Source organism: Lysinibacillus sphaericus OT4b.31 (assembly GCF_000392615.1).
Taxonomy (GTDB): Bacteria; Bacillota; Bacilli; order Bacillales_A; family Planococcaceae; genus Lysinibacillus; species Lysinibacillus sphaericus_B.
Genome location: NZ_KB933404.1, coordinates 1 through 25,592, shown reverse-complemented (window position 1 = coordinate 25,592; position 25,592 = coordinate 1). Strand labels below are relative to the sequence as shown.

Sequence of the window (25,592 nt, the reverse complement as noted above, 5' to 3'; positions counted from 1 at the left end):
TTGGACTCTATTCGAGGCTATTCATTTATAACTCTATTTGAAAAATGTGTTTAAAGCCCATTTTTCCTTTTTCAGTCACTTTAATCGCTCGAATTGACGGTACACGCGTAATCCATTCCAATTCTAAAAAACGTGTAAGTAGTCCATAGCCAAGTGCTCCAGCTAAATGATGACGACGTTCACTCCAATCTAGACATACATGAGAAAATGAGCGACGTTTTCTTGTTAGCTCTTTTAAATCAATACCAAAATCCGTAAAGAATTGTTCTCCTTCGGAAGTTACGACAAATTCTTTTTCGTTTTTTTCTAAATAACCTAAGTGGATCATTGATTCAGTCAACTGTACGCCTAATTTTCCTGCTAAATGATCGTAGCAAGTTCTAGCATCTTGTAGTAACTTTACTTGACTCGATTGTTTTAAAGATCGTACTTCAGGGGGAGGGGAAATCGTTAGAAAGGTTTCTAAAAACTGCGCAATCTCTTCATTGGCGAGCTGAAAATAGCGATGACGACCTTGTTTTTCAACTTTAACGAGATTACCTTCTACTAATTTAGCGAGATGAAAACTAGCTGTTTGTGGCTTAATGCCAGCCATAAAGGCCAGTTCGCTCGCTGTATGAAAACGCCCATCCATTAAACTAGTTAAAATGGTTGCTCTTGAAGCTTCACCAATCAGGGAAGCGACTTCTGCCATATTTGGATTAATACTCATGTGTACCAGCCCTTTCTGCATGCCATATTTCGATTATAGTGAAAGTATTTATTGTTTACAATAATCAGAGAATGGGTAATTAATGAAGGATACTCTTATTTGACGACTAAGTCTTACTAAGAGAATACTATGTTTGCTTAATAAGCTATCATTTGAACTGTATAACGCTAGAGAAGTTTAGGACAAATAAACTAATATATAAGGTAGAAAGAAGTTTTTAAAGGACTGACGCACAATCATAATTGAAAATTGTACCAGAAAGCTTTATTCTTTTTAATAAACATATTTTGGTAAACCGCAACGTCTGTTTATTTAACGATGGACGATTGGAAAAAGCCAAAAAGTGACGTTATGAGGATAAAGTGATACTTCAATCTGTGGGAATTTCTTCATCCCACGGAATGTTAGTTGACCATTTGAGGTGGACGTCTTACTGACCGTTAATGCGGGACAAGAGGGAGGAAATTGTTGTTGAACGAAATAGATAATACAACTGGCTGGGATGCTATTGATAAGGTAATGGAGACAATTTACGGGGAGCAGGAGCCGAAGCATTATGGAACGCTCATTTCTTATGCACTTGGTGGGCAAGATCCATTAGATGGGATTAGTGCCTATAAGGTCGATACACCAAATCCGCATTGGCATTTTGTAACGTATGGCTTTTCGGAGCTCTATGATAAGGAATCTGATAATGCTGAGGACAGTGGATATGGATTTGAATTGACGTTTCGCTTGGTCCGAAACATAGGAGAGGAAGAACCACCAGCCTGGGCACTAAATTTGTTGCAAAATATGGCTAGATATGTTTTTAACAGTGGCAATGTTTTTAGAGAGGGCGATTATTTGGATGCAAACGGCCCTATTTGTCTTGAATCCGATACCGAGTTGACCGCACTTGCCTTTGTCAATGATGCTGATGCGGCTCCAATAAATACAACGAATGGGCGGGTACAATTTTTACAAATGGTTGGAATCACTGGTGATGAACTTGAAGCTATGCAGACATGGAATACTATAGGGGTTCTTACCACATGTTTACAGTATATGCCGTCTTACATTACAGATATAGAGCGCGATTCATTTCTGCGGATTCCAGTAGTTTCCGAAGAGGTGCACCAGGGAATGGCACAAGAAGGTTCAAACACTGGTTTTTTATTTGTTAGTCAGTTAGCCTGGGCTCCTAGTAAAAAAAGTTGGCTGAATAAGAAACCAGCCACACTCCAGTTGGGGGCAAAGCAAGCAGAAATTATTGGAAAAATGCTCCGTGGTCGTATCATGAAAGGTAAAACACTTAGCCTTGTAGGATCTGATGTCCGAGTTGTATTTGAACCGGGAGATAAACCAGCATGTATTCCTGGAGATGATGAAATTCGTTTTGTTCTAGATAATGTGACAGCTTCAGAGTTCAGCACTAGGTTACTACCTAAGGAAGATGTTTTTGAAATCTCTACTTTAAAAGGGATTACCATTCAAATTATTAAGACCAATATTACGGATAACGAAGGAAATGTTGTTAAGGTTATCGGTTAACCGTGATGTATAAATTAAATAGTTGAGAAAAGAACAGCCGTATAACACGGCTGTTCTTTTCTTATCATTCCACTCTTTCAATGATGATGCCATTTTCACCCACTTCTTTAAACGCACGGTGGTCAATCGCGCCAGCAACTGCTTCGAATGGAATAGCGCGGCGAATGCCTGCAGTGACGAATTTTTTTGCTTGGATCACAGCATCTTCAATAGATAGTTCTTGAGCTAAGCCAGCTGTAATTGCAGCGGAGTACGAGCATCCAGCACCGTTTGTATGAATAGTATCCACTCTTGGTACTTCAAGTGTAAGCATCTGCGTACCATCGTACAGTACATCTATTGCGGGACCATCTAAACGTCCACCTTTAACCAATACATGCTGAGAACCGAGTTGGTATAAGTCACGTGCAGCATCCTGTAAATCAGCCACAGTAGTCAGCTGGCTACCGCCAAGTAAATATTCTGCCTCAGGCATATTGGGTGTAATGATTGTCGCTTGTGGTAACAGGTAGTCTTTTAATGAAGACATTGCACCTTTCTCCATGAGTGCCGTTCCTACCTTACCAAACATCACTGGATCAATAACGATATTTTTGACATTAGCTGTTGGTAGCCAATCTGCCACCAGTTCTATGATGTCTTTTGTGAATAGCATCCCAGTTTTTAAGGCATCAATGCCAATTTGAGAGTGGATTGTATGTAGTTGTGCTTCAATAATTTCCAAGGGTTGTGTAAAAACACCTTGTTTTGTTTCAGGATGTGTCGCCACAAATGCAGTAATAGTAGATGTACCGTAAACACTCAGCTCCTGAAATGTTTTTAAATCTGCTTGAATACCAGCGCCACCACGAGCAGCAGAACCAGCAATAGTACATGCTTTCTTCATGTTAAATGTACTTCCCTTCTTTTTGAGCTGTCAACGCACGGCAAGTGATCACCGCTACATAACGAATGATAAACGAACCGACTAACACCCATAATGTATGGCCGAGTGGCACCGTAAACGAGAGTGAAACATGGTAAACGATAACTCCTGTTAGCCAAAGTCCCATCGCACCTGTGCTCCACTTGTTATTTGCCTCGATGTTTCGGCGTTTTAATAAATAATAGTCTGCAAACAAAATTCCATATAGTGGTGCAAAGACAGAGCCTATAAAGTATAAAAAGGACTCATAGGCTGCGACGCTTGCTAGAATCGCAATGATGACAGCAACAACAGTAAAAAGTATAGATACATAACGTTCATTAATGGAAGGCACGATGTTTTTAAAATTTACACCTACCGAGTAAGAATCTAAATACGTTGTGACAACAGTTGATAGCAATACAAGACCTAGTGCGATAATGCCTAGCCCGCTTGCCATCATAATTTCACTAATGTCTGATGAACCAACATACAGACTTCCACCGAGTCCAATAATAAACATAAATGTACTCCCAATCGCGTAGCCGACAATACTCATGACTGTACCCGAACGCTTATTTTTTACATGGCGTGTATAATCACCAATAAGTGGTAACCACGACAATGACATAACAGCACTTAATTCAACGGCTGAGCTAAAAGAAATTGCTTGTAAAGTATCGACTGAGCCGATGCCCTGTCCACTTCTACCAAAAATCACATAAGCTAATAATAAAGTAAATAAAAATAAAACCGATACTGCGACAATATTAAGCTTAGAGACATTTTTGAGTCCGAAAAAAATCCAAAGCAATAAAATCCCACCGATTGCCAGCGCCCAAATAGGTAACAAATCAAAACCAAATAAGATTTTTGACATACCATTTAAGGCAAGGGAGCCAGTGGCGATCATCACAGATGCCCAACCGACAAGCTGTAGCATATTTAAAATGGTTAAAACATAAGAGCCATAGGTGCCAAAGGAAATCCTTGTTGCCTCAAGTGCTGTTAATCGACTATTGGCACTAATCCAGGCAGCAAGTAATAAAATTATAGCACCAATGACATGCCCAATCAAAATGGCCTGTAAGCCCTTAGTCATGCCAAGTGGCGCGATCAGCGAACCAGTTACGATTTCCGCTAAAGAAATGGAAGCACCAAACCACAGGAAAAACTGGCTAACTGTTGAAGTATTATATGTAGATTGCAAAATATACCCCCTGATTAAGTTGAATAATTTTTATTGTAATAATATTTCTGGTTGTTTTGAAATAGTCAGAATGTGATGTTTTTATAAGGTCAGTTCGGCAATAAAAGGGGAAACACAAGAAAAGCTTTCTTTTGTGTTTCATATTGTTGGAGGTGAGGTAGTCATAGCTGCTCTTTTTATATTTAATTGAAGTTCAAATTGTGGCGTACACAAGATATGATGGGGCCATGAAAGGAGGAGAAAAGAAATAAGTTTAAGGTAGTAAGCATCTCATAATAGTACATAAAAATGTTCGCAAATTATTCCATGCTATAGAAACAAAAACAATTGAACGATATAAAATTATTATCCAATTAGATGGTGAATAATTGGATGAATTAAATCGATTTGTAAAAATTATTATTTAGTAGCTTTAGTCTAAAAGTATAAGTCGGAACGCCGAAAGTGGTGGAAGCTTCCTGTTAGTGTGTGTTATAGGAAATATGGATAAAATTTTAAATTATTCCCTATTGCTATAAGGAGTGAAGGTTCGGATTAATCAAATATATTAAGCAAAACCTTGAGAATAATGGCATGTATTCAGGAAAAAGGCGTTAGCAATTATTCACTCCTTACAAGCCTTGGTTGTAGCGGTTATAAAAACAAAGCATACCTAATTATTACCGCCACCGCCGCCGCCGTTATTGCCGCCACCACCACCACCGCCGTTTTGTCTAATACATGCGATAGGAATAGCAACAAAAGGTCCAAATCTTGTACACTTAATTCTTCCTGTTGGACAACAGGAACTACAATGTTGCATAAAAACACCTCCCTTCCTCATATTTTATTCAGCCAATGGAAAGAGGTGTGGGATTGAGAGGTAAATGTACAGGTTTTGTTGCTGAAAAATTAGTATTTATGAAAAAAGTTAAAGTTACTAAATAATATGAGGGAAGTATTTAGTAAAGCACGGAATTTGGTACTCGCCTTTATGCTAAAATTACTGACATTACTAATTCAAAACAACCAGTCACAATTGAAAAAAAGCTATTCCTGTAGAATTTAAACTATTGCTGTAAATAGTACGCAAGGCGCCTAAAACATTTGTGGTAAAAATTCATTCATAAAACGCTGATTTTTACGCAACCAAATTTTCAATATCATGCGATGCGTTAATAGTCGGTGCCTTTTATGTGGTCTGGCTTTTGCCTCCATTAAACTTTCAAGGAGAATACGAGTTTCTGTAGCAAATGATACAGGATTAACAAGAACATCAAGCTTAAAATCAATCAAATGAGCGGCTTGAACTTGTGCTAGGAGTTGCGCAAAGCGTGTAGTCATTTCAGGATAAGCTTCTTCCAATTCAAGTTCAATTAATGTGTTTAAGGTATGTTCAATGTCAGTTTCTAGTGCTTGTAATTGCTCTATCGTTGGTTGTGTCAAAAAAATCACCTCAAAATTAAATGATGTATAGTTGGAAGGCTTTTACGCAACTAACAGACCAAGTGCTGCAAAGAGCAATCCAAATAATACTGTACTACAAATGTAGCCGAGCGCTTGCCAACTTTTTTTCCTCTCAATGAGCTGTAAGGCCTCAAATCCAAATGTTGAAAATGTAGTGTAGGCACCTAAAAAGCCAATACCACAAAGTTGCCAAAGCCAAGCACTGGGATGTAGTGCAAATAACAGACCGAGTGCAAAAGCGCCAGTTACATTAATAAAAAAAGTTGCCCATGGATAGGAACTGCCAATCCATTTTCCTAAGTAAAATCTTGTAAGTGCACCGAAAAAGCCGCCTATCCCTACAAGAATCATTTTATACGCCTCCTTGCTAGCCGGGCCCCAATCATGGCACACAATAAGCCACCGATAACACTCAATAAACTATAGCTAACGGCTGTCATCCACTCATTATTTTCTAAGAGTACAAGTGTTTCCACAGAAAATGTTGAGAAGGTAGTGAATGCCCCTAAAAAGCCTGTACCTATGCCCAATATAAGTGGCGTGCGATTTGCAAAGGTTGTAAAAAGCCAAGCTAAACATAAACAACCAACTAGATTTATACTGAGTGTTGCCAATGGAAAGCTGCCAGTATGCGGTATGAAAAGACCGATAGTATAACGACAAATAGCTCCGCAAAAGCCGCCAATGCCAACTGCTAAAATTGATTTCAAAGTCAAAGTCTCCTTACAAGATATATACTAGAGTGTATCATGGGAAGAAATTTATGAACATTGTGCTAGCCGGTTATTTTTTTCGTGATTTGAAGAGACAAATTACACTTTTGAATTTAGTGATTTATTACTTTAAAGCGTTAATTATTTCCTGGAAAACACAAATAATAACAGTCAGATTGTTGACAATTATTTCAATTGTATGATAATCTTCAAGAACACTATAACAAAACGAACAAAGGAGGGCATGACAATGATGATTTTACCAGCATTATACCAAAGCACAGCTGCATACATTGTCCATGTCTAACATTGTAAATTTATATTGCAATGAAAGGTATGGGTCACACCTTACCTTTTACTAGAGACGCATGCTCTTTTTAGGGGTATGTGTCTTTTTTATTGCAAAAAAGGTTGTAGTGAAAATAAAAAAGGAGTGTATGTAGTATGAGAAGCACGACATGTAAGATGATTTTTAATAAGGAATTGCTAGATAGTGGGTAGTAAAACTCAACAGTAACGGAAGAAAGAAGGTTGTAACGTATGTTCGATGTTTTAAGTAAATTAAGTTGGTTTTTTAAACAATACTGGAAACAATACACTGTAGCGGTTGTGCTATTGATGGTTGCCAGTGGATTAGAAGTTATTCCGCCGTATTTACTAGGCTCAATTATTGATATTTTAACAGTCGGTGAAATGACGACAGCTATTTTAACAAAATATATATTGATTTTCATTGGCATTATTGTCGGGGGGTATGTGCTGAATTTTGTGTGGCAATTCCGACTATTTGAAGGTGCCATTAACTTAGAGAAAATTTTGCGACGCAATCTTATGCAACACTTTTTGCGTATGACACCAACCTTTTATGAAAAAAATCGCACGGGTGATTTAATGGCACGTGCAACAAATGATTTAAATGCAGTGTCGCTTACAGCGGGCTTTGGTATTATGACGCTAATTGACTCGACGATTTATATGGGCTTTATTATTTTTGCGATGGGCTATATGATTTCGTGGAAACTAACGTTTTTTGCCATGTTGCCTGTACCAATTATGGCTATTCTTATTCAGTATTTAGGGAAGATTGTACATGAGCGTTATATGAAAGCGCAGGATGCCTTTGGCGAGTTAAACGATAGTGTATTGGAATCGGTGGCGGGCGTTCGAGTAGTACGTGCATACGTGCAGGAAAAAAAGGACGAAGCGGACTTTGGCGCGATGAGTGAAATCGTTTATGAAAAAAATATGCATACAGCGAAAATAAACGCTTTATTTGGTCCAATTACAAAGGTCGGAACCGGTATTAGTTATGTTGTCGCACTTGGCTATGGTGCGCATTTAGTAGCAACCGAGGCAATGACAGTTGGGCAGCTAGTGACGTTTAATGTTTATCTTGGTCTAGCAGTTTGGCCAATTTTTGCTATTGGCGAACTTATTAACGTAATGCAACAAGGGAATGCCTCTCTCGATCGAGTGCAGGAAACATTAAGTTACGAAGCGGATGTTCAAAATACTGAGAACCCAAAAGCTGTTACGACACCGCATTCGATTGGCTTTGCTGATTTATCTTTCCAATACCCAATGAGTCAGGTGAAAAATCTTCAGCAAATTTCGCTGTCATTGAAAAAGGGCGAAACACTTGGCATTGTTGGTAAAACTGGTGCAGGGAAGACGACGTTCCTACGACAATTGCTGAGAGAGTATCCAATTGGAGAGGGACAATTGTCCATTGATGGTGTAGATATTACGGCACAAACAAAGGAACAATTACTCGATTGGATTGGCTATGTACCGCAAGATCATGTTTTATTCTCACGAACGATTCGTGAAAATATATTGTTTGGTAAAGAAGACGCAACAAAGGCGGAATTACAAAAAGCGATCCATGCAGCTTATTTCGAAAAGGATTTAGCCAACTTATCGATGGGTCTTGAGACGCTAGTTGGTGAAAAGGGTGTATCGCTTTCTGGTGGTCAAAAGCAACGGGTGTCCATCGCTCGTGCATTGATTAAGGACCCCGAAATTTTAATATTGGATGATTCGCTTTCGGCTGTAGACGCCAAAACAGAGGCGAAAATTATTGAAAACATTCAACGGGAACGACAAAATAAAACGACGATTATTACAACACATCGTTTGTCAGGAATTCAGCACGCGGATCTTATCATTGTGCTCGATGAAGGGCAAGTTGTAGAGCAAGGAACACATGATCAACTCCTTTCACAACAAGGCTGGTATAAAGAACAATTCGACCGTCAGCAGCTTGAAGGAGGTGCCTCATGAGTACGAGTAAACGTTTAACAAACTATGCCATGTATTTTAAAAAACCAATACTTCTTGGGCTATTTTTCTTAACTATTGCCGTTTTTACTGAGCTTGTTGGACCATTTATTGCAAAACATATAATTGACAATTATATGACAATCGGTCAGCTTGAGATCAAGCCTATTACTTGGCTGTTAATACTTTATTTCATCTTGGCAGTAGCAGCAGCTATTTTACGTTATTTTATGTATATTTATTTGCAGATAGGTGCCAACCGTGTCGTGCAAAAATTACGTAAGGACGTATTTGAGCATATTCAAACATTACCAATTCAATATTTTGATAATTTGCCGGCCGGGAAAATTGTAGCACGTGTAACGAATGATACAGAAGCTGTGCGTAATTTATATGTGCAGGTGCTCTCAAATTTTGTGACAAGCTTCATATCAATAATTGGCGTGTATATCGCACTTGTCATTTTAAATTGGAGGATGGCATTAATCGCATTAATTATGGTACCAATTATTTATGTGTGGATGATTTTATATCGAAAGTTTGCTTCCAAGTATAATGATGTTATTCGTACGAAAATTGCAGACATTAACGCAATGATCAATGAATCGATTCAGGGGATGACTATTATTCAGGCATTCCGCCGTGAACAGCAAATGACGAAGGAATTTGACGACATGAATAATGAGCATTATGCCTACGGGCGCAAACTCTTATTCCTCGACTCGGCGACTTCCTTTAATCTTGTAAATACTTTAAGACTGATCATGTTTACCATATTCATTTTCTATTTTGGGACACAATCGATTACGACAATGGAAGTTATTTCTGCGGGTACATTGTATGCCTTTGTAGATTATTTAACAAAATTATTTAATCCGATTACAAATATCGTCAATCAATTTTCACAGCTTGAACGCTCACTCGTTGCAGGGAAGCGTGTGTTCGAGGTGTTAGATATAAACGGAGAGCCAGTATCTGAAGAAAGTTTACCTAGATATAAAGGAAATGTTGTCTTTGAAGATGTATCCTTTGCCTATAAAAATGATGAATATGTTTTGAAAAACTTATCATTTGAGGCACATCAAGGGGAAACAATCGCTTTAGTCGGGCATACAGGGTCCGGTAAAAGTTCAATTATGAACTTATTATTCCGCTTCTACGATCCATCTAAAGGAAAGATTACCATTGATGGTGTTGATATCACTGCAGTTCCTCGTCAAACGATGCGTGAACATATGGGCATTGTGCTACAGGATCCTTATTTATTTACAGGAACGATTGCTTCCAATGTGAGCTTGAATAATCCAAAAATCTCACATGAAAAAATGGAGGCTTCCTTAAATGCTGTTGGTGGAGAACGCGTATTAGCAAACTTACCAAAAGGCTATGATGAACCGGTGATTGAAAAGGGCAGTACATTATCTTCAGGGCAGCGTCAGCTAATTTCCTTCGCGCGTGCATTAGCCTTTGATCCGGCCATTTTAATATTAGATGAAGCTACTTCTAATATTGATACGGAAACAGAAGAAATCATTCAGCATGCCATGGATGTATTGAAAAAAGGACGTACAACTTTTATTATTGCGCATCGTCTTTCAACGATTAAAAACGCGGACCGCATTCTTGTGCTAGAACGTGGAGAAATTGTTGAACGAGGCACGCATGATGAACTGTTGGAACTTGGTGGTATTTATGAAAAAATGTATCAGATGCAAGCAAACTCATTGAATTCATAGAGAAAGGCCCCACATTGTTGACAATGTGGGGCTTTTACATTAAGAAGTGCATTTTACATGTTTGAAGATGTTCACCATAAATAACACGGCGGAAAAAGCAACAACAATACCACCGCCAGATACGCAAAATTCTAATAACCAGTGAGGTACATCTAAATAAACCATCATCATACCTAACAATAGGAAGGGCAAACCGATATTATAAAACCAAAATTGTGCTTTAGCGAGTGCTGTCTCAGCAGCTTCTTTATAAATGGAATAGATTAAACCGATGGATACCGTTGATAGCCAACCTAAGACACTAATATGGGCATGTGTCGTTTTCCATTGAAGTTGAATTGTATAATGCATAAACAGTCCAAAAGCCAGAGCAATCGCGAAATACAACACCGAAACTTTTATCCATCTTGCACCCAATGTTACCAACTCCTTTACCGAAAGATTTTAGCAAGCTGATACAGTCTATTCTTGTCGAATGAAAAACATGACCTGCCATTCTTACGTAAAGAGACCGATAAGCTATTTGGCGAAACATTGTAAAATGCTAAATTTTTCCGTAAAATAAAAGCGTGAAAAGTAGGAATTGCCGTTTACCTTTATCTAGTTATAAATAGATGAAAGCAATACGACAGACAAAATGGCTTTACTTTTAATTTAGGAGGGTTTATGAAAAAGAGCACAATTATTTTTAGCATTGTTGTTGTGCTATGTTGCTTCCAGATAACGTTTCTTGAAGAAGCATGGGCAAGTGAGCAAACGATGAAGACAAAGATTGATAATGTCATTGCAAAAAATTGGAAAACGAATGACTACAGTATTACGGTACGAGAAATGGATAGTGGAAATGTTCTATACAGTAAAAACGGTGAAAAAATGATTCGACCTGCATCTACACATAAATTATTAGTGAGTGCGGCAGCATTAGATTTACTTGGACCAGACTATCGCTTTGCAACAAAGGCCTATATAGATGGCCACATAGAAGGCGATGTTTTACATGGGAATATTTATTTGCAGGGCGGAGGAGATCCTACGCTTTTACCTGTCCACCTAGAATCCTTTGCCAATGGGCTAAAAAAAATGGGTGTCACGAAGATAACAGGAAATTTAATTGCCGATGATGCATGGTTTGATGCTGATCGTTTATCTAAAGGTATTGTGCCACAAGATGAACCTTTGTCCTATGCATCACGTATTTCCGCCTTAACGATTTCGCCGAATAGTCAATATGATATTGCAACTGTGCAAGTAAAAGTGGCTGGCTCAAGGGTTGGGACGGCGGCAAGTGTTCAGCTTGCTCCGTATGCAAGTACGATTCCCATTGTTAACCAAACAAAAATTGTTAAAAAGGGCTCTAAAAATACGGTCAATATCACACGAGAATACGGTACAGACCGCATAGTGGTAACAGGAAATTTACCAGCAGGGACGGAGAAAAGTACATATGTAACAGTTTATAATCCTACTTTGTATACACTCGATGTGTTTCGGGAAAAGTTAATGGCGAAGGGCATACAAAAAATGCCGCTCGAAGTTGGGCAAGTGCCAGATAATGCGCAACGTGTCGGTGTTTCCTATTCAATGCCATTAAAAGACATTAATTTTCGTTTCTTAAAACTTAGTATTAATGGTATGGGTGAAATGCTTACTAAGCAAATCGGAAGAGAAATACGTAGTGAGGGAAGTTGGGATGCTGGGATACAAGCGATTCGCACATATGGCATTGACAGTGGCCTCAATATGGATCAATGGTATTTTGAAGATGGCTCAGGTTTAAACAGCCAGAACCGAGTAAGTAGTATGCAAGAAAGCTTATTATTATATAAAGTTCGCAGTAAACCTTGGTACTTTTCATATTTAGATGGATTGCCTCACGCAGGTAGAAAAGGACAGCTTGTTGGGGCAACATTGGAAAACCGCTTAAAGGGCTATAGTGTCTCAGCCAAAACGGGCTATATAACAGGTACCTATGCTTTAAGTGGATATGTGCAAGGTAAAAGCGGTAAATGGTATATATTTAGTATTTTGACTCAAGCCAATAAAACATCAGCGATTCCAACGATCGACGAAATTGTTAAACAAATAGCAAATGAAATGTAATAGGTATCCCAGTTGGTGAGTAATTTAGTTTAACAGTAATTAGTTTGGTGTTAAACTAATTGCGAATTAACTAATAAGGAAATGTTTATCTATGGGTAAATTACAAGATAAAGTTGTTATTATTACTGGTGGTGCAGGTGGTATTGGTAGTGGTATGGCCAAGGCGATGGTAAAAGTGGGCGCAATCGTTATAATAATTGACTTGAATGAAGAAACAGGTAAAGCAATGGAAAAAGAGCTGCAACAAATTTCTCCAAAATCCATGTTTTTACAAGCGAATTTAACGGAGCATGAGCATCTACCAAAAATTATCGATACAGTTGTAGCAAAATACGGTAAACTAGATGTATTAGTTAATAATGCACATGCATCGAAACAAGTAACAATCGAAGAAACAACACAGGCTGATTTATTTTATTTAATGCAAGCGGCCTTACCTCATTTGAAAGAGTCGAAAGGAAATATTATTAATTTTGCATCTGGTGCTGGGCTTGCTGGTCATGAAACGCAAGGAGCATACGCTGCTGCAAAAGAAGCCATTCGCGGTCTTTCACGTGTAGCGGCAAATGAATGGGGACGTTTCGGTATTAATGTAAACTTAATTAGCCCAATTGCAAATTCACCAGGTGTACAAGCATGGGCAAAAGCACAACCGGAATACTATGAAGCAGTAAAAAATAAAATTCCAATGGGACGCTTTGGTGATGTGGAACAAGATATCGGTCGTGTTGCCGTATTTTTAGCATCAGAAGACTCTCAATATATCACTGGCCAAACATTTATGGTTGATGGTGGTTCTATTATGCTTCATTAATATTCTCGGATGTTCGAGGAGGATTTTTTTGGAACAGACAAGTATTTTTAAACTCATTCATATGATTGAACAGATGAATAATGCAAATATTATACGATTTACGAAAGCTTTTCCGTATCCGTTAGGTATTTCGCCGATTTTAGTGTTAAACGAGTTGCATTCAAAGGGACCGCAAAAGCAAGCAGAATTAGCGGAAACAATAGGCTATACAAAAGGCGCTATGACCAGTATTGCAGAGAAATTAGTAAAACTTGGTTTAGCAGAAAGACTATATGATCAAGCCGATCGTCGGACGATACGATTAATGATTACTGATGAAGGTGAAAAAGCTTTAGTGAAAGCTCAATCGATTGGCAAGGAAGTCTTTATCCAGCTTTTTGAGGTATTGAATGAGGAAGAAATTGCACAATATTTGCTGATTCAAGAAAAGCTAGTGCAAGGTCTGCAAGAAAAAAAACTATAGTTATTTACAAGGAAGCCGTGTCAAATCATTTTTGAGACGGTTTCTTACTGTGCAAAATAAACAGGTATGGAAATGACAAACATTATTGCTGATATGAGTGTGAATGAATATATTTACGTATATTTAGTAAATACTAGTGTACGTCTTTTTTTCGTCCAATATGCATATAAATAGACTAAATGAACTTTTTTCCAACCTAAAACGTCAAAAAGAAGAGAGAATTTGTTAAAAGCAAGAGAGGACTTAAGTATGGAAAAAAAAATGAAGCGTTCAAAGGAAAAGAAAAGTAAGAAAAAAGTTATGTTATGGATTTTAGGTAGTTTACTGGTAATATTTTTCGTTTTTATAGGTACTGCTTATTATACTGTCCAGAAAACAATGAATAAAATTAATACACCACTTCTTGAAACAAATACTGTAGAAAAAGAACAAAAGACAATAACAAAAAAGGAACCTTTTTCTGTGCTTATGCTTGGCGTGGATGAACGAGAAAATGATAGCGGTCGTTCCGATACGATGATTGTTATCACAGTCAACCCCGAAAAGCAAACGATGAAAATGCTCAGTATTCCACGTGATACACGTACAGAGATTATTGGTCATGACTCAGTAGATAAAATTAATCATGCCTATGCATTTGGTGGTGTACCAATGGCAATGGATACAGTTGAGGATTTTTTGGATATTCAACTCGATTATTATGTATTTATCAATATGGAGGGCTTCTTACAAATTATTGATACGCTTGGAGGCGTAACGATACAAAATGATATGGATTTGACCTATGACTCCTATCATTACCCTAAGGGAGAAGTAACTTTAAATGGTGATGAGGCACTTATTTTTTCACGTATACGTTATGAAGATCCGCGTGGTGATTTTGGTCGTCAAATTCGTCAACGACAAATTATCGAAGCGGTTATGAAAAAAGCGTCGACGCCGTCAGTGCTTTTAAAGGCGACAGATATGCTTGATGTTGTTGGAGAAAATGTCCGCATGAATTTTAGCGTAAAGGATCTAATTCAATTGCAAGGTATATATAAAAAAATGAATAGTGGAATTGACCAATTATCATTTGAAGAAGGCTCAGGCAAGAAAATTAATCAGATATGGTATTTTATACCAGATGAAACGGAGTTACAACAAATCCAAACGGAATTAAAAACACATTTACAATAATATTCATTACAAAGAATGTTGTTTGACAAATAAAATTAGCTGTAAAAATGTTGATCATGGGGGAGGGAGATTCATGAATGGGAGGACCCAGGTGCTTAGGTATACAGCTCTAAATAACTGCATGCAAGGCTATATACCTAAACGCAAGGTACGAAAAAGTCCAATCAAATCAGCTATGCGAAATTTACAACTACTTTGTCTAAAAATTTTCATGTAATAAAAAAATCATTCAGGTAGGATGCGTGCCTAGTTGAATGATTTTTTTGTTTCGTTTGAAATATCAGAAAATTTGGTGTATAATACAATTATCAGATGGTTAAGGGAGTGATAGTAATGATGATAGGTACCATTTTATTGGCAATCGCATTGCCTATCGGTATTGTATTAGCAGTAGATTTGTTTAATGAACAGCATCACTCTGCTACGCAAAGTAACCATTCATAATTTTCTAACATAATAAAATGAAAAATAAGAAGACAAAAGGTTTCGGGAATGACTAGCATTCCGAAATCTTTTGATTTTTTCTGTGATGTTCATTAAATGACGTAATCGTCTGACGCATAGAATGAATACCAAATACATATTGAATAAACGTTATTTTAACTGGAACAAAAGGATCCATACTTGATCGCCTAGCTTTACGTACACGAGTTGGTTGGAGCGTAAGCGGCGACTTCTGCGGGAAAAGCATGAGCGAAAAGGCCCCGCAGAAGCCATGCCGCGAAAAGCGTCCGCTGTAGCGGAAAGCAACGGTTTCATATAGATACTTCTATTTTTTATGAAAAAGAAACATTTTGGGCTGAAAAGCGTCACTAAACTATAGAAAATGCTATACTAGAAGAAAACAGTATCGGGGAATGAGTATGCAAGAAGAAAAAACGAGTTTTAAAAAAGAAGTACTATCCTACATTAAAATTATTGTAATTACAGCACTTGTCGTATTGGGTTGTAAACAATTTTTATTTGCCCCCATTAAAGTACAAGGTGCTTCAATGTACCCAACATACGAGGATAAGGATATTATCATTGTCAGTAAAATAAGTAAAATTGAACGCTTTGATCAAATTGTCTTCCAATCGCCAACTGAGGACGAATTATACATAAAGCGTGTAATTGGACTACCTGGGGATACAGTAGAAATGAAAGACGATGTTTTATATGTTAATGGTAAAGCTTATAAAGAAGATTATGTCAATCGTCAAACAGATGATCCTAATCAATTACGTATTACGGAGAATTTTACTTTAGAGGGACTAGTCGATGAGAACAAAGTGCCTGAAGGTATGTATTTTGTGCTCGGTGATAATCGCTTAAAAAGTTATGATAGCCGTCATTACGGTTTGATTTCTAAAGATGCAGTATATGGCGAATCAAAAGTAACTGTCTACCCATTCAAACATTTTCATATTGGTGGTAAATAACTTTGGGACCAGCAGTTCCTAAAAAAGTAACCGTATGACTTTTGAATGGTCATTCAAATTAATAGATCTAAATAATTCGTCTTTTAATAAAGAGGTCCACTCAGATAGTATCTTGAGTAGGCCTCTTTTTGCTAGCTCATTTACTTTTCAGGTAAAGCTTTACAAACTGTATAAGTTGGATAATGAGCGCAAACTTTGGCATTTTCAACCGTTTCTTTAATTGGGGTTTGTTGTTTGTCCACATCAGAAAATTGACTAGATGGTTCATCTGCCGTAAATTCCTCTAGTGCTGGCTCCACACCGTAAAACAGTCCTAAAAAATAGCATACTAAACCTACTATACGCAAACAACCACCTCCCTATTAAAACGTTATATATTACTATCTATGGTCAAATGCTGAAAATTATAAGCAATATTAGAAAAAAAGACCTTTGAATGAAAAAGCAGGAACAAACAGGGAGATGAAAGTGAAGTAAGAATTGCGTTATAAAAAATGTTGTAAGAAAAAATACAATATGCTAATATAGCTAAAGTAAAATAATTTGATATGTATAACCTCAATAATATGGATTGAGGGTCTCTACCAGGAACCATAAAATCCTGACTACAAAAATTATGCTTTCATTTTTGTAGTCAGGATTTTTTTATAAATTGACCCGTACAAGATGGAAGCAATAGAAGGGTTGATTTGATGAATTGGAGAGTTTTTATACTGGCTGCTACTACTTTTGCAGTCGGATTAGTGGAGTTAATTGTAGGTGGGATACTACCCCATATTGCCGATGATTTAAATGTATCATTAGCGACAGCAGGACAGCTTATTACTATTTTTGCGTTAGTGTATGCAATTTCTGCTCCTGTACTTTTGTCATTAACGGCAAAAGTAGAAAGGAAACGCCTGTATCTGATTGCCTTATTTGTATTTACTTTAGGTAATATTATGACTTACTTTAGTGCTACATTTTTAACAGTAATGATTGCTAGAATTGTAACAGCAATGAGTACAGCATTGGTGATTGTTCTATCTCTCACAATTACAACAAAAATTGTAGAGCCAAGACATCGCGCAAAAGCATTAGGACTTATTTTTATCGGTGTAAGTTCCTCACTTGTAATAGGTGTTCCGATGGGGATATTTGTGACAGAAGCATTTGGCTGGCGTGCTGTTTTCTTAGGGATAGCACTACTTTCAAGTGTTTCAATGATACTGATTTTTTTACTGCTAGAAAAAATGCCGGTTGTAGAGGTTACGCCATTAAAAGTTCAAATAAAATCATTAGCCAATTTAAAAATATCGAGTGCGCATTTAACGACTCTATTTATGCTGGCGGGTCATTACATGCTCTATGCTTACTTCACGCCATTTTTAGTAGAAGCATTTCATTTGGATTCATCATGGATTAGCATTTGTTATCTAATATTTGGGATAGCGTCAGTAAGTGGCAATGCTATTGGTGGTTGGTTAAGTGACAATTTAGGTTCTGGTAAGGCTATTGTAATTGTTATTTCGTCATTCGCAATTGTACTATTTTCAATTCCTTATACAATTGTGGCTTTCCCGCTCTTTCTGATCGTCACAGTTTTGTGGGGAGCACTAAGTTGGGCTCTTACGCCGCCTTTACAAAACTATTTAATTCAAACGGACCCTAAAACATCTGATATTCAACAGAGCTTAAATACTGCGGCTTTACAAATCGGTATATCAATCGGCTCAGCAGTTGGTGGAGCGCTGTTTGCGATGACTGGTTCTGTTATGGAATTAGCAAGATTTGGTGCTGTCTTAGTTTTATGTGCTTTAGGGACTGCAGTTTTTTCTTTGAAAAGAGCGCCACTATCACAAGAAAATCCGACTTCTCATTAATTTATGATGCCGTTGATTTCCGGTACGACGGACGCTTTTCGCGGGCATGACTTCAGTCTCCTCGTCGCTACGCGCCTGCGGGGCCTTTTCGCTCATGCTTTTCCCGCAGAAGTCGCCGCCTGCGCTCCAATCAACTAGTGTCATCTATAAATGATTGAGGTGATGGATAAAATGACGAGAAATAGTAATAGTGAACCAAATCCATTAGAAATGCTGACATCGGAAAATTATTGAACGTCCTATTTGGGCGCATAATGTGGAAGAATCCGATCATTTACGTCATTAAAGTGACATGAAACAAATCTACTCACGTCGAAAAGAAACGATTGAACGTAATTGTGGATGCGACAGAAAAGCATGGTATGCGTTGGACATAGTAATGTCCGAAAATGTAAAAAAAATGGGTGTTCGTAACGTACTTCTATCGTTAATTTGTGACTTCTCATTAATTTAGAAGTTTAAGTTTATTGGTTTATCATTGCATACTAGCACAAGTCAATAGTTCTTTTGATGAATGCGGAAAGCCATTAACACAAATAGAGTTAGAATTCCCTTTTCTAAAAAATTGATAGGGACAAATGAGAGTTACCTCCGTTTTTATATTGGAAAGAAGGATTCTTTTAGATGGGAATCGAATGTAAAGATAGAGGGAGGCTGGTAAATAAATGCAGGTAGATTTAACTGAATTTGATGGATTAAATGTGCAAATTGTTGCGACGATTGACCAAACGCTTTATCGAAACGTTGGTGCTGTTATCTTATACGAGGAGGACTCACACATTTTATCTGTACGAAAACTGAAACGAAAAATCGCTGATCAATATATACCAACAGACGAACTCCAAAACTTTACATTTGATTCAAAAGCAGCTGCCATAAAATTTACACACAAGCTTACTAGAATGAGTGCGCTCGATTATTTATTAGTAACAAACAGAGATAAATAAAAAAATAATATCACCAATATATGTAATAGGGCTGCCTTTAGGTAGTCTTTTTTCTTTAGAGCATTGTCAGAATAAAAGGCTAAAGTTCTGATATTTATCGGTCTGGTACTTGCGGGACTGAAGAATAAAGCTAGCATTGTACTAGTTTTGCTCAATGAATTGAAATGACCTCGGGAAGTAACGCTAACCAGAACAAGCCGCGTCTCGAAAAAAGACACGACTGAAAGTTCTAAGATCTATTTGAGTTAGGACGGATGGTTAGCATTACGATATAGCAGAAGGAACAGGCAACCAACCTTTATCTTTGCTAAGTTGTATTAGCTTTGCACCCAGTATGGCATTCTTCATATGAATTTGACCAAACAACCTAGTTAAATTAACCTGAGTAGACGTTTCCATCGCATGGGTAGATGCAATTAATGCAGAAGCAATATTCATGGATAAAACGGCACTAATTTCTGTATCATTCACTTTTTTACCGCCTCGAATATCCCTGAGTTGCATCGTAAGATTTTCACAGGGCATAGGAGGAATAGCTATGTTATTTTCTGTTAATAAATGTTCTAGTTGCTTGTTGTCATCTTTCAAGACTTCAATAAATTCCACAAGGATCGCTCTCAAATCTTTATCCAAAGCATACTTGTAAAACGAGTGATTCGCAGCTATATAGCCATTGTTTAAACTGAGATGTGTCCATATTGTAAATAACTCATTAAAACGTAATGATAGAGATGTTAGATTTTTTTTGAAATAAGCCATAGTTACACTTCCTAATTCATATTATAGTTTTTTTATATGAGAATAGGATGGGCTATAAAAATATATTTTATTCAACTTTTTTTAAAAAAGGATTATTTTGGGTGTGGAAATAGTGCGAAGCGCGATTGAAACTTCTTTTTATTTTTAAGTTGTTATGCTACTATTTTTGCTTATTACGTTTATCAGTAACAATGCAAGGATATCTAAGAAATAAAATATGCAATATTGTGTTGTAAATCTCCTAATACATACGTTGGCATTAAATAATCGGTATTTTTTGTGGTGTATAAAATGTTTAAATTCGATTGATAATATAGTCGGTTACTTAGCCAAACACTATCATTTTTATATGTAGTTGCTCTCAAAAAGCTGTAGCAAAGCTAGAAGCTACAGCGGAGAGCATTATTGTGACCCATATGGATTACCGTATGGATATGGGTAGTGATAAGGATTCATTTGCTGTTGATAGGTATTTATATAAGGGTTGGTTTGGGGTGTAGAAGTCGGATTCTGATTTCGGTGACAATTATTAGCAGGGCCAATATATGTTGACGGTACAACGGGAGCGATTGTTTTCTTCCACTGATTTTCGTCTAAACAATAAGTGTGTGCCATTACATTAGCTGGCGTAAATTTCAAAATATCTGAACCTAAAATTACTTCTGGTGTTGGAGCGTCAAAAATGGCAAGTAAATGTGTATTATCAGTTGTAGCAATTTCATAGTGCCACCAGCCTTGTGGTACATTCGCAACTTGACCTGGTCGAATGGGGTAGTTTTGAATTTGCTTTGTGAATGGATTAAGTATTGAGACAGTTGCAGCCCCGGAGACACAATAGACAAGTTCCCCAGCATTTTGATGATAATGTGGCTCAACTACATTATTTGTACTAAGAAAAATATCTAGTAACGATACATTTTCAAGTGTATTTAACTGTTCAACGCCTAGAATGTTGATAAAATTCTGATTGTCCTTTTTAAATAGAGGACTTTTATTTACATCAAATGTGAACTGCATCGATGGTGAAGTGTAATCAATATTCGAACTAATAATTTACATCCTTTCCGAATGATTTAGATGTTCATCACTAGTACAGGATATGTATAGAGCTTTTATAGCAATAAACGAATGCCCATTTCATTTGTGTAGGTTACGTTATCGTATAGGATGATTGGTGTGTGAATGGATGAGTGAACAGTTCAAGATGACTAATATCACTAATTCAGTTGAATAAGAGTAAGGCATCAATTATAGGTTAAACATGCTAATAATATCATCTACACTTTGGCATATTCAATAAGAAGTGATATTGTTCGTATGATGTCGCTGGAAGAACGCGCATAGTTGCACTTTATGAGCAATTTTGCAGTAACCATTTTGTTATGCTTGAAAACTATTGAAAGGGAGCAATAGGATGAACAATTATTCAACAACTACTTTAACAATGACAAGAATTTTTGATGTAGTACCTGAAAGAGTATTTGATGCATGGCTGCATCCTGAGATGATGAGGAAATGGTTTTTTACATTAGAAGAGACAAATATTGTCGCGCAAAATAATCCACAAGTGGGCGGCAAATGGGAAATGATTGATCGACGAGATGGTAAAGATTATCGCGCGATAGGTGAGTATTTAGAAATAGATCCTCCAGTGAAATTAGTATTTACGTTCAAAATGCCACAGTTTAGTGAATCACAAGATACCATTACAGTGGAACTAACAAAACTTCAGCAAGGTTGTAAAATGACATTTTCACAAGTTATCTACGTACCTCATGATGAAAATTGGACTAAAGCTGATATTGAAATAGCACTTGGAGAGTATCACGATGGAACTGAACATGGTTGGAATTTAATGTTTATGGGACTTAAGGAATTAGTCGAGACTGGGGAAGTTAGCTATAAAGGGTAACTGTTTCCCAGTATCGGTAAAAGCAAATGAGAGCGGTTTTTTTGATTGCAAGCTCTTTTTTTATCCCAACAAGAGATAGTTAAATGTGCAAAAGTTCTCTTATGGTTATTGAAGTAACCTTAAGAGAATATAAACGGTGGTTTGTTGTAGTCTTTGACTATGACAAGCCATATTTTTTGTATAAACGCAATTCCTAGTATAAAGTGTCCCCGTGAAGTGCTCTAAAAAAGCTTGATAATTCTTTCGTTATGGCGAGTCTATATTATATTCTCACTAATCTAACAAATAATTTAATTTCTATATCAATTATTATCATACTGGAATACAACAAGGAATAATATTGAGTATTACGGAGATGGAGAACCACATGGAGGGCTATAACAAAAGAAATGTAAGCTATCAAATTGTATATGCAGGATAAAGATATGTTTACTACTAGAACATAAATAAATATTCCGTTTCCTCTATCTCCCTTTTGTTTTGACAGTCTTTATAGGATATGAGAGACACTATAGTAAGTAGGTAAAATAGTGCAGTTTCTTTTTAATGAGCACGATGGTCTAGTAATTACACACTGGAAGGGGAATCAAATGGCACAATATCATCAACATTTATCAGATGAAGTCATGGCACAGTTGAACGTAACAAATCAAGGATTGAGTGATGAAGACGTCCAAAAGCGACAAGAAGTATACGGGTATAATAAATTGGCGGAAGGAAAAAAAATAAGTACATTCGCGGTTTTCTTCGGACAGTTTAAAGATTTATTAGTCATTATTTTAATTGTTGCTGCTGTTATCTCATTACTATTAGGTGAAGTAGAAAGTACTATTGTCATTATGATTGTCGTTTTTTTAAATGCAATCTTGGGCACAATACAGCATGTCAAGGCAGAACAGTCTTTGGACAATCTAAAAGCTTTGACCTCTCCAGTTGCAAAAGTGATGCGAAATAATCAGATAGTAGAGATTTCATCAAAGGACATTGTGGTTGGTGATATTCTTTTTTTAGAGGCTGGAGATTATATCAATGCTGATGGCAGATTATTAGAAAGTCATAATTTGCATATAAATGAAAGTTCGTTGACAGGTGAGTCATTAGCTGTAGCGAAAAGTACAGCGCCCATTAAAGAACATCAAATAACCATCGCTGATAAAAAAAATATGGTTTTCACCGGTTGTTTTGTTACGAATGGACGTGGCACTGTAATTGTCACAGCTATTGGGATGGAAACAGAAATAGGGAAAATTGCAAACTTATTGGATACGGCAAAAGAGAAAAAAACACCTCTACAAGTGAGTCTAGATCAATTTGGTGAAAAATTAGCATTAGGTATTACGATGATTTGTGTCGTCATTTTTACGATTGACCTTATTCGAGGACGGGAGTTAGTAGAATCATTTATGTTTGCAGTTTCACTTGCAGTGGCGGCAATTCCAGAAGCATTAAGTTCAATTGTTACCATCGTACTGGCTTTTGGGACACAAAAAATGGCGAAAGAAAATGCCATCATACGAAAGCTTTATGCTGTTGAAAGTCTGGGAAGTGTTTCTGTTATTTGTTCAGATAAAACAGGAACTTTAACTGAAAATAAAATGATTGTTCAACAAGTATATGTTGATCAAAAAGTCATACCGCATGATCAACTACATACAGAAAATGCGATGCAGAAAAAACTTATTGTAAAAGCATTGTTATGTAATAACGCCTTGGGAAGTGATCAGAAAGAAATAGGAGACCCCACTGAAATTGCACTCGTGAAATTAGGGAAGCAGTACGGTTTTGACGAGTTAATGCTAAGAGAGCACTATCCAAGAGTGGCAGAACTTCCTTTTGATTCAGACAGAAAGCTAATGAGTACAGTGCATCATATCGATCAGAAAAATATTATGATTACTAAGGGAGCATTAGATGTTCTACTATCTAAAATTGTAAAAATCGAAACGGCTAAAGGAAGTATTGATATTACAGAAGAACAGCGTAAAAAAATTGAAGAAGTGAATCGTAACTTTTCTATGAATGGTTTAAGGGTATTAGCAATTGCTTACAAGGAGATGAAGGCAAGTCAAACGCTTAATGTAGAACATGAAAGAGATTTAATTTTCGTTGGATTAACGGCGATGATGGATCCTCCGAGGAAAGAATCAAAAGCTGCTGTTGAAAGTTGCATAAAAGCTGGTATTAAACCAGTTATGATTACTGGTGACCATAAAATAACAGCAACTGCTATTGCTAAACAAATTGGTATATTAAAAGACCCTTCAGAAGCAATCGAAGGATATGAAATTGAAGGTTTAACGGATCGGCAACTACAAGAATTGGTTCCAGCTCTCTCTGTCTACGCACGAGTAACACCGGAGCAGAAAATTCGCATCGTTAAAGCTTGGCAGGAAAAAGGAAATGTAGTTGCTATGACCGGAGATGGGGTCAATGATGGTCCTGCTTTAAAACAAGCTGATATCGGTGTGGCAATGGGAATTACCGGTACTGAGGTAGCGAAAGATGCATCCTCAATGATCTTAACGGATGATAATTTTTCAACAATTGTCAAGGCTATTTCGAATGGGAGAAGCCTTTATACGAACATTAAAAACGCCATTCTATTCTTATTATCAGGCAATGCAGGTGCAATTTTTGTTGTATTATATGCTACGGTATTAGGCTTGCCAGTTCCCTTTGCACCCGTGCATCTATTATTTATTAACTTGCTTACTGATAGTTTGCCAGCGATTGCAATCGGTTTAGAGCCTCACAATAAAAAGACAATGAAGGACAAGCCTAGAAATATTCACACACCATTACTGAATAAAGCTTTTACTACCCAAGTGATGCTTGAAGGATTATTAATTGCTATCTCTACAATTATTGCTTTTCGCATAGGTTTGTCAACCGGAGATACTCTAACGGCAACCACAATGGCCTTTACAACCTTATGTTTGTCAAGATTAGTACATGGCTTTAACTCCCGATCGAAAGAATCGCTCTTCACAATTGGTGTATTTTCTAATAAATATACGTGGCTAGCATTTTTAATAGGATTTTTAAGTCTACATTTAGTATTATTTGTTCCATCGTTTACGGGTATGTTCGAGGTGGCAACATTAAGTGGCGCACAATTAGGTTTAATTTATAGCTTGTCCTGCATGCCATTTTTAGTTAATCAGTGGGTTAAACTGCTGTTTGTGAGAAGTAAATAATGCCATTTCAAAGCATTTTATAAAAAGTCACTCATTGTTTACATTATGAGTGATCTTTTTGCTGTTTAGGACACTATTGAGGGATATTAATATTAAAAAGCCTCTTCCATAGGGGAAGAGACCCAGTAAAAGTTACGCCACAGAATTTCTTTTGATAATAGCGGCGATTTTTTGACAGTCGATGACAATTGGCGTAGCTGCAGCAGCGTCTCCTACTTCAAGGAAGTACGCACAACAATTTTTCGGGTCTAAGGCTAAGAAATAAACATAAAGGAAACTACCGCCGCCTGCTAATAGGACGTCAACTAAAGTTCCTGGCTCAAAGCGTTTTAATAGATTACAAACGCAACCTTTACAGTCATGATCTTTATGTTTTTCATCATGTTTGCACTCACATTTGTCGT

The 25,592-nt window shown here is 37.0% G+C and carries 24 protein-coding genes, 2 pseudogenes and 1 riboswitch; of the genes and pseudogenes, 14 read left to right on the top strand and 12 right to left on the bottom strand.

What is annotated here, in order from left to right; all coding sequences use genetic code 11:
* Positions 1 to 25: 25 nt before the first annotated feature.
* Complete coding sequence (locus H131_RS19615) at positions 26 to 712, bottom strand: ArsR/SmtB family transcription factor (RefSeq protein ID WP_010860868.1); 687 nt, start codon at positions 710 to 712, stop codon at positions 26 to 28.
* A 471-nt stretch (positions 713 to 1,183) separates the two neighbouring features.
* Between H131_RS19615 and H131_RS19610 the strand changes: the two genes are divergently transcribed.
* Positions 1,184 to 2,245, top strand: a complete 1,062-nt coding sequence (locus H131_RS19610) for a suppressor of fused domain protein (protein WP_010860867.1) — start codon at positions 1,184 to 1,186, stop codon at positions 2,243 to 2,245.
* A gap of 64 nt (positions 2,246 to 2,309) precedes the next feature.
* Here H131_RS19610 and thiD read toward each other — a convergent pair whose 3' ends face one another.
* The 6 genes from thiD to crcB form a co-directional block, all read right to left on the bottom strand.
* Positions 2,310 to 3,131, bottom strand: a complete 822-nt coding sequence (gene thiD / locus H131_RS19605) for a bifunctional hydroxymethylpyrimidine kinase/phosphomethylpyrimidine kinase (RefSeq protein WP_010860866.1) — start codon at positions 3,129 to 3,131, stop codon at positions 2,310 to 2,312.
* Position 3,132: 1 nt separating this feature from the next.
* Positions 3,133 to 4,359 (bottom strand): putative hydroxymethylpyrimidine transporter CytX, encoded by a 1,227-nt coding sequence (gene cytX, locus H131_RS19600; RefSeq protein ID WP_010860865.1) that lies wholly within the window; start codon positions 4,357 to 4,359, stop codon positions 3,133 to 3,135.
* Positions 4,360 to 5,011: 652 nt separating this feature from the next.
* Positions 5,012 to 5,161 carry a hypothetical protein gene (locus tag H131_RS24675; protein ID WP_155242503.1) on the bottom strand — a complete coding sequence of 50 codons (150 nt, stop codon included), beginning with the start codon at positions 5,159 to 5,161 and terminating at the stop codon, positions 5,012 to 5,014.
* Positions 5,162 to 5,436: 275 nt separating this feature from the next.
* The gene (locus tag H131_RS19595; RefSeq protein ID WP_230491910.1) at positions 5,437 to 5,793 is read right to left on the bottom strand and encodes a hypothetical protein; all 357 of its coding nucleotides are present in this window, start codon (positions 5,791 to 5,793) and stop codon (positions 5,437 to 5,439) included.
* A gap of 33 nt (positions 5,794 to 5,826) precedes the next feature.
* Positions 5,827 to 6,156, bottom strand: a complete 330-nt coding sequence (locus H131_RS19590) for a fluoride efflux transporter FluC (protein ID WP_010860863.1) — start codon at positions 6,154 to 6,156, stop codon at positions 5,827 to 5,829.
* Positions 6,153 to 6,515, bottom strand: coding sequence for a fluoride efflux transporter CrcB (crcB, locus tag H131_RS19585; protein ID WP_010860862.1), 363 nt, complete (start codon positions 6,513 to 6,515; stop codon positions 6,153 to 6,155). Before crcB ends, H131_RS19590 begins: the two co-directional genes overlap by 4 nt.
* A gap of 543 nt (positions 6,516 to 7,058) precedes the next feature.
* Here crcB and H131_RS19580 point away from each other — a divergent pair.
* On the top strand, positions 7,059 to 8,801 hold the full coding sequence (locus tag H131_RS19580; RefSeq protein WP_010860861.1) for an ABC transporter ATP-binding protein: 1,743 nt from the start codon (positions 7,059 to 7,061) through the stop codon (positions 8,799 to 8,801).
* The gene (locus H131_RS19575; protein WP_010860860.1) at positions 8,798 to 10,534 is read left to right on the top strand and encodes an ABC transporter ATP-binding protein; all 1,737 of its coding nucleotides are present in this window, start codon (positions 8,798 to 8,800) and stop codon (positions 10,532 to 10,534) included. Before H131_RS19580 ends, H131_RS19575 begins: the two co-directional genes overlap by 4 nt.
* Before the next feature lie 39 nt (positions 10,535 to 10,573).
* On the opposite strand, the gene H131_RS19570 is transcribed toward H131_RS19575, so the two are convergent.
* A complete protein-coding gene (locus tag H131_RS19570; RefSeq protein ID WP_010860859.1) occupies positions 10,574 to 10,951 on the bottom strand; it encodes a hypothetical protein in 378 nt (125 codons plus the stop codon).
* A 249-nt stretch (positions 10,952 to 11,200) separates the two neighbouring features.
* Between H131_RS19570 and dacB the strand changes: the two genes are divergently transcribed.
* The 6 genes from dacB (at position 11,201) to lepB (ending at position 16,511) form a co-directional block, all read left to right on the top strand.
* Positions 11,201 to 12,634: a D-alanyl-D-alanine carboxypeptidase/D-alanyl-D-alanine endopeptidase gene (dacB, locus tag H131_RS19565; protein ID WP_010860858.1), complete on the top strand. Its 1,434-nt coding sequence runs from the start codon at positions 11,201 to 11,203 to the stop codon at positions 12,632 to 12,634.
* Positions 12,635 to 12,725: 91 nt separating this feature from the next.
* Positions 12,726 to 13,448, top strand: a complete 723-nt coding sequence (locus tag H131_RS19560) for an SDR family NAD(P)-dependent oxidoreductase (RefSeq protein ID WP_010860857.1) — start codon at positions 12,726 to 12,728, stop codon at positions 13,446 to 13,448.
* A gap of 28 nt (positions 13,449 to 13,476) precedes the next feature.
* The gene (locus tag H131_RS19555) at positions 13,477 to 13,911 is read left to right on the top strand and encodes a MarR family winged helix-turn-helix transcriptional regulator (RefSeq protein ID WP_010860856.1); all 435 of its coding nucleotides are present in this window, start codon (positions 13,477 to 13,479) and stop codon (positions 13,909 to 13,911) included.
* A 249-nt stretch (positions 13,912 to 14,160) separates the two neighbouring features.
* Positions 14,161 to 15,090 (top strand): LCP family glycopolymer transferase, encoded by a 930-nt coding sequence (locus H131_RS19550; RefSeq protein WP_010860855.1) that lies wholly within the window; start codon positions 14,161 to 14,163, stop codon positions 15,088 to 15,090.
* A 333-nt stretch (positions 15,091 to 15,423) separates the two neighbouring features.
* Entirely contained in the window at positions 15,424 to 15,534 is a 111-nt protein-coding gene (locus tag H131_RS19545; protein WP_010860854.1) for a hypothetical protein, read from the top strand.
* Positions 15,535 to 15,953: 419 nt separating this feature from the next.
* A complete protein-coding gene (lepB, locus tag H131_RS19540) occupies positions 15,954 to 16,511 on the top strand; it encodes a signal peptidase I (RefSeq protein WP_010860853.1) in 558 nt (185 codons plus the stop codon).
* A gap of 140 nt (positions 16,512 to 16,651) precedes the next feature.
* On the opposite strand, the gene H131_RS19535 is transcribed toward lepB, so the two are convergent.
* Positions 16,652 to 16,858: a hypothetical protein gene (locus tag H131_RS19535; protein ID WP_010860852.1), complete on the bottom strand. Its 207-nt coding sequence runs from the start codon at positions 16,856 to 16,858 to the stop codon at positions 16,652 to 16,654.
* Between the two features lie 181 nt (positions 16,859 to 17,039).
* Positions 17,040 to 17,139, top strand: a riboswitch (purine riboswitch).
* Positions 17,140 to 17,203: 64 nt separating this feature from the next.
* Here H131_RS19535 and H131_RS19530 point away from each other — a divergent pair.
* The 3 genes and pseudogenes from H131_RS19530 to H131_RS19525 all read left to right on the top strand — a co-directional run bounded on the left by H131_RS19530 (position 17,204) and on the right by H131_RS19525 (position 19,320).
* Positions 17,204 to 18,373, top strand: a complete 1,170-nt coding sequence (locus H131_RS19530; protein WP_010860851.1) for an MFS transporter — start codon at positions 17,204 to 17,206, stop codon at positions 18,371 to 18,373.
* Positions 18,374 to 18,590: 217 nt separating this feature from the next.
* Positions 18,591 to 18,747, top strand: a pseudogene (locus H131_RS25975) (IS5/IS1182 family transposase); the annotation flags it as partial.
* A gap of 291 nt (positions 18,748 to 19,038) precedes the next feature.
* Positions 19,039 to 19,320: a hypothetical protein gene (locus H131_RS19525; protein WP_010860850.1), complete on the top strand. Its 282-nt coding sequence runs from the start codon at positions 19,039 to 19,041 to the stop codon at positions 19,318 to 19,320.
* Positions 19,321 to 19,584: 264 nt separating this feature from the next.
* On the opposite strand, the gene H131_RS19520 is transcribed toward H131_RS19525, so the two are convergent.
* Positions 19,585 to 20,079: a DUF3231 family protein gene (locus H131_RS19520; protein ID WP_010860849.1), complete on the bottom strand. Its 495-nt coding sequence runs from the start codon at positions 20,077 to 20,079 to the stop codon at positions 19,585 to 19,587.
* A 402-nt stretch (positions 20,080 to 20,481) separates the two neighbouring features.
* Entirely contained in the window at positions 20,482 to 21,096 is a 615-nt protein-coding gene (locus H131_RS19515) for a cupin domain-containing protein (RefSeq protein WP_010860848.1), read from the bottom strand.
* Between the two features lie 397 nt (positions 21,097 to 21,493).
* Between H131_RS19515 and H131_RS19510 the strand changes: the two genes are divergently transcribed.
* Both H131_RS19510 and H131_RS19505 read left to right on the top strand, forming a co-directional pair.
* The gene (locus H131_RS19510) at positions 21,494 to 21,991 is read left to right on the top strand and encodes an SRPBCC family protein (RefSeq protein WP_010860847.1); all 498 of its coding nucleotides are present in this window, start codon (positions 21,494 to 21,496) and stop codon (positions 21,989 to 21,991) included.
* A gap of 590 nt (positions 21,992 to 22,581) precedes the next feature.
* On the top strand, positions 22,582 to 25,188 hold the full coding sequence (locus H131_RS19505; protein ID WP_010860846.1) for a cation-translocating P-type ATPase: 2,607 nt from the start codon (positions 22,582 to 22,584) through the stop codon (positions 25,186 to 25,188).
* A gap of 132 nt (positions 25,189 to 25,320) precedes the next feature.
* On the opposite strand, the pseudogene H131_RS25055 reads toward H131_RS19505, so the two are convergent.
* Positions 25,321 to 25,592 (bottom strand): annotated as a pseudogene (locus tag H131_RS25055) (hypothetical protein); the annotation flags it as partial.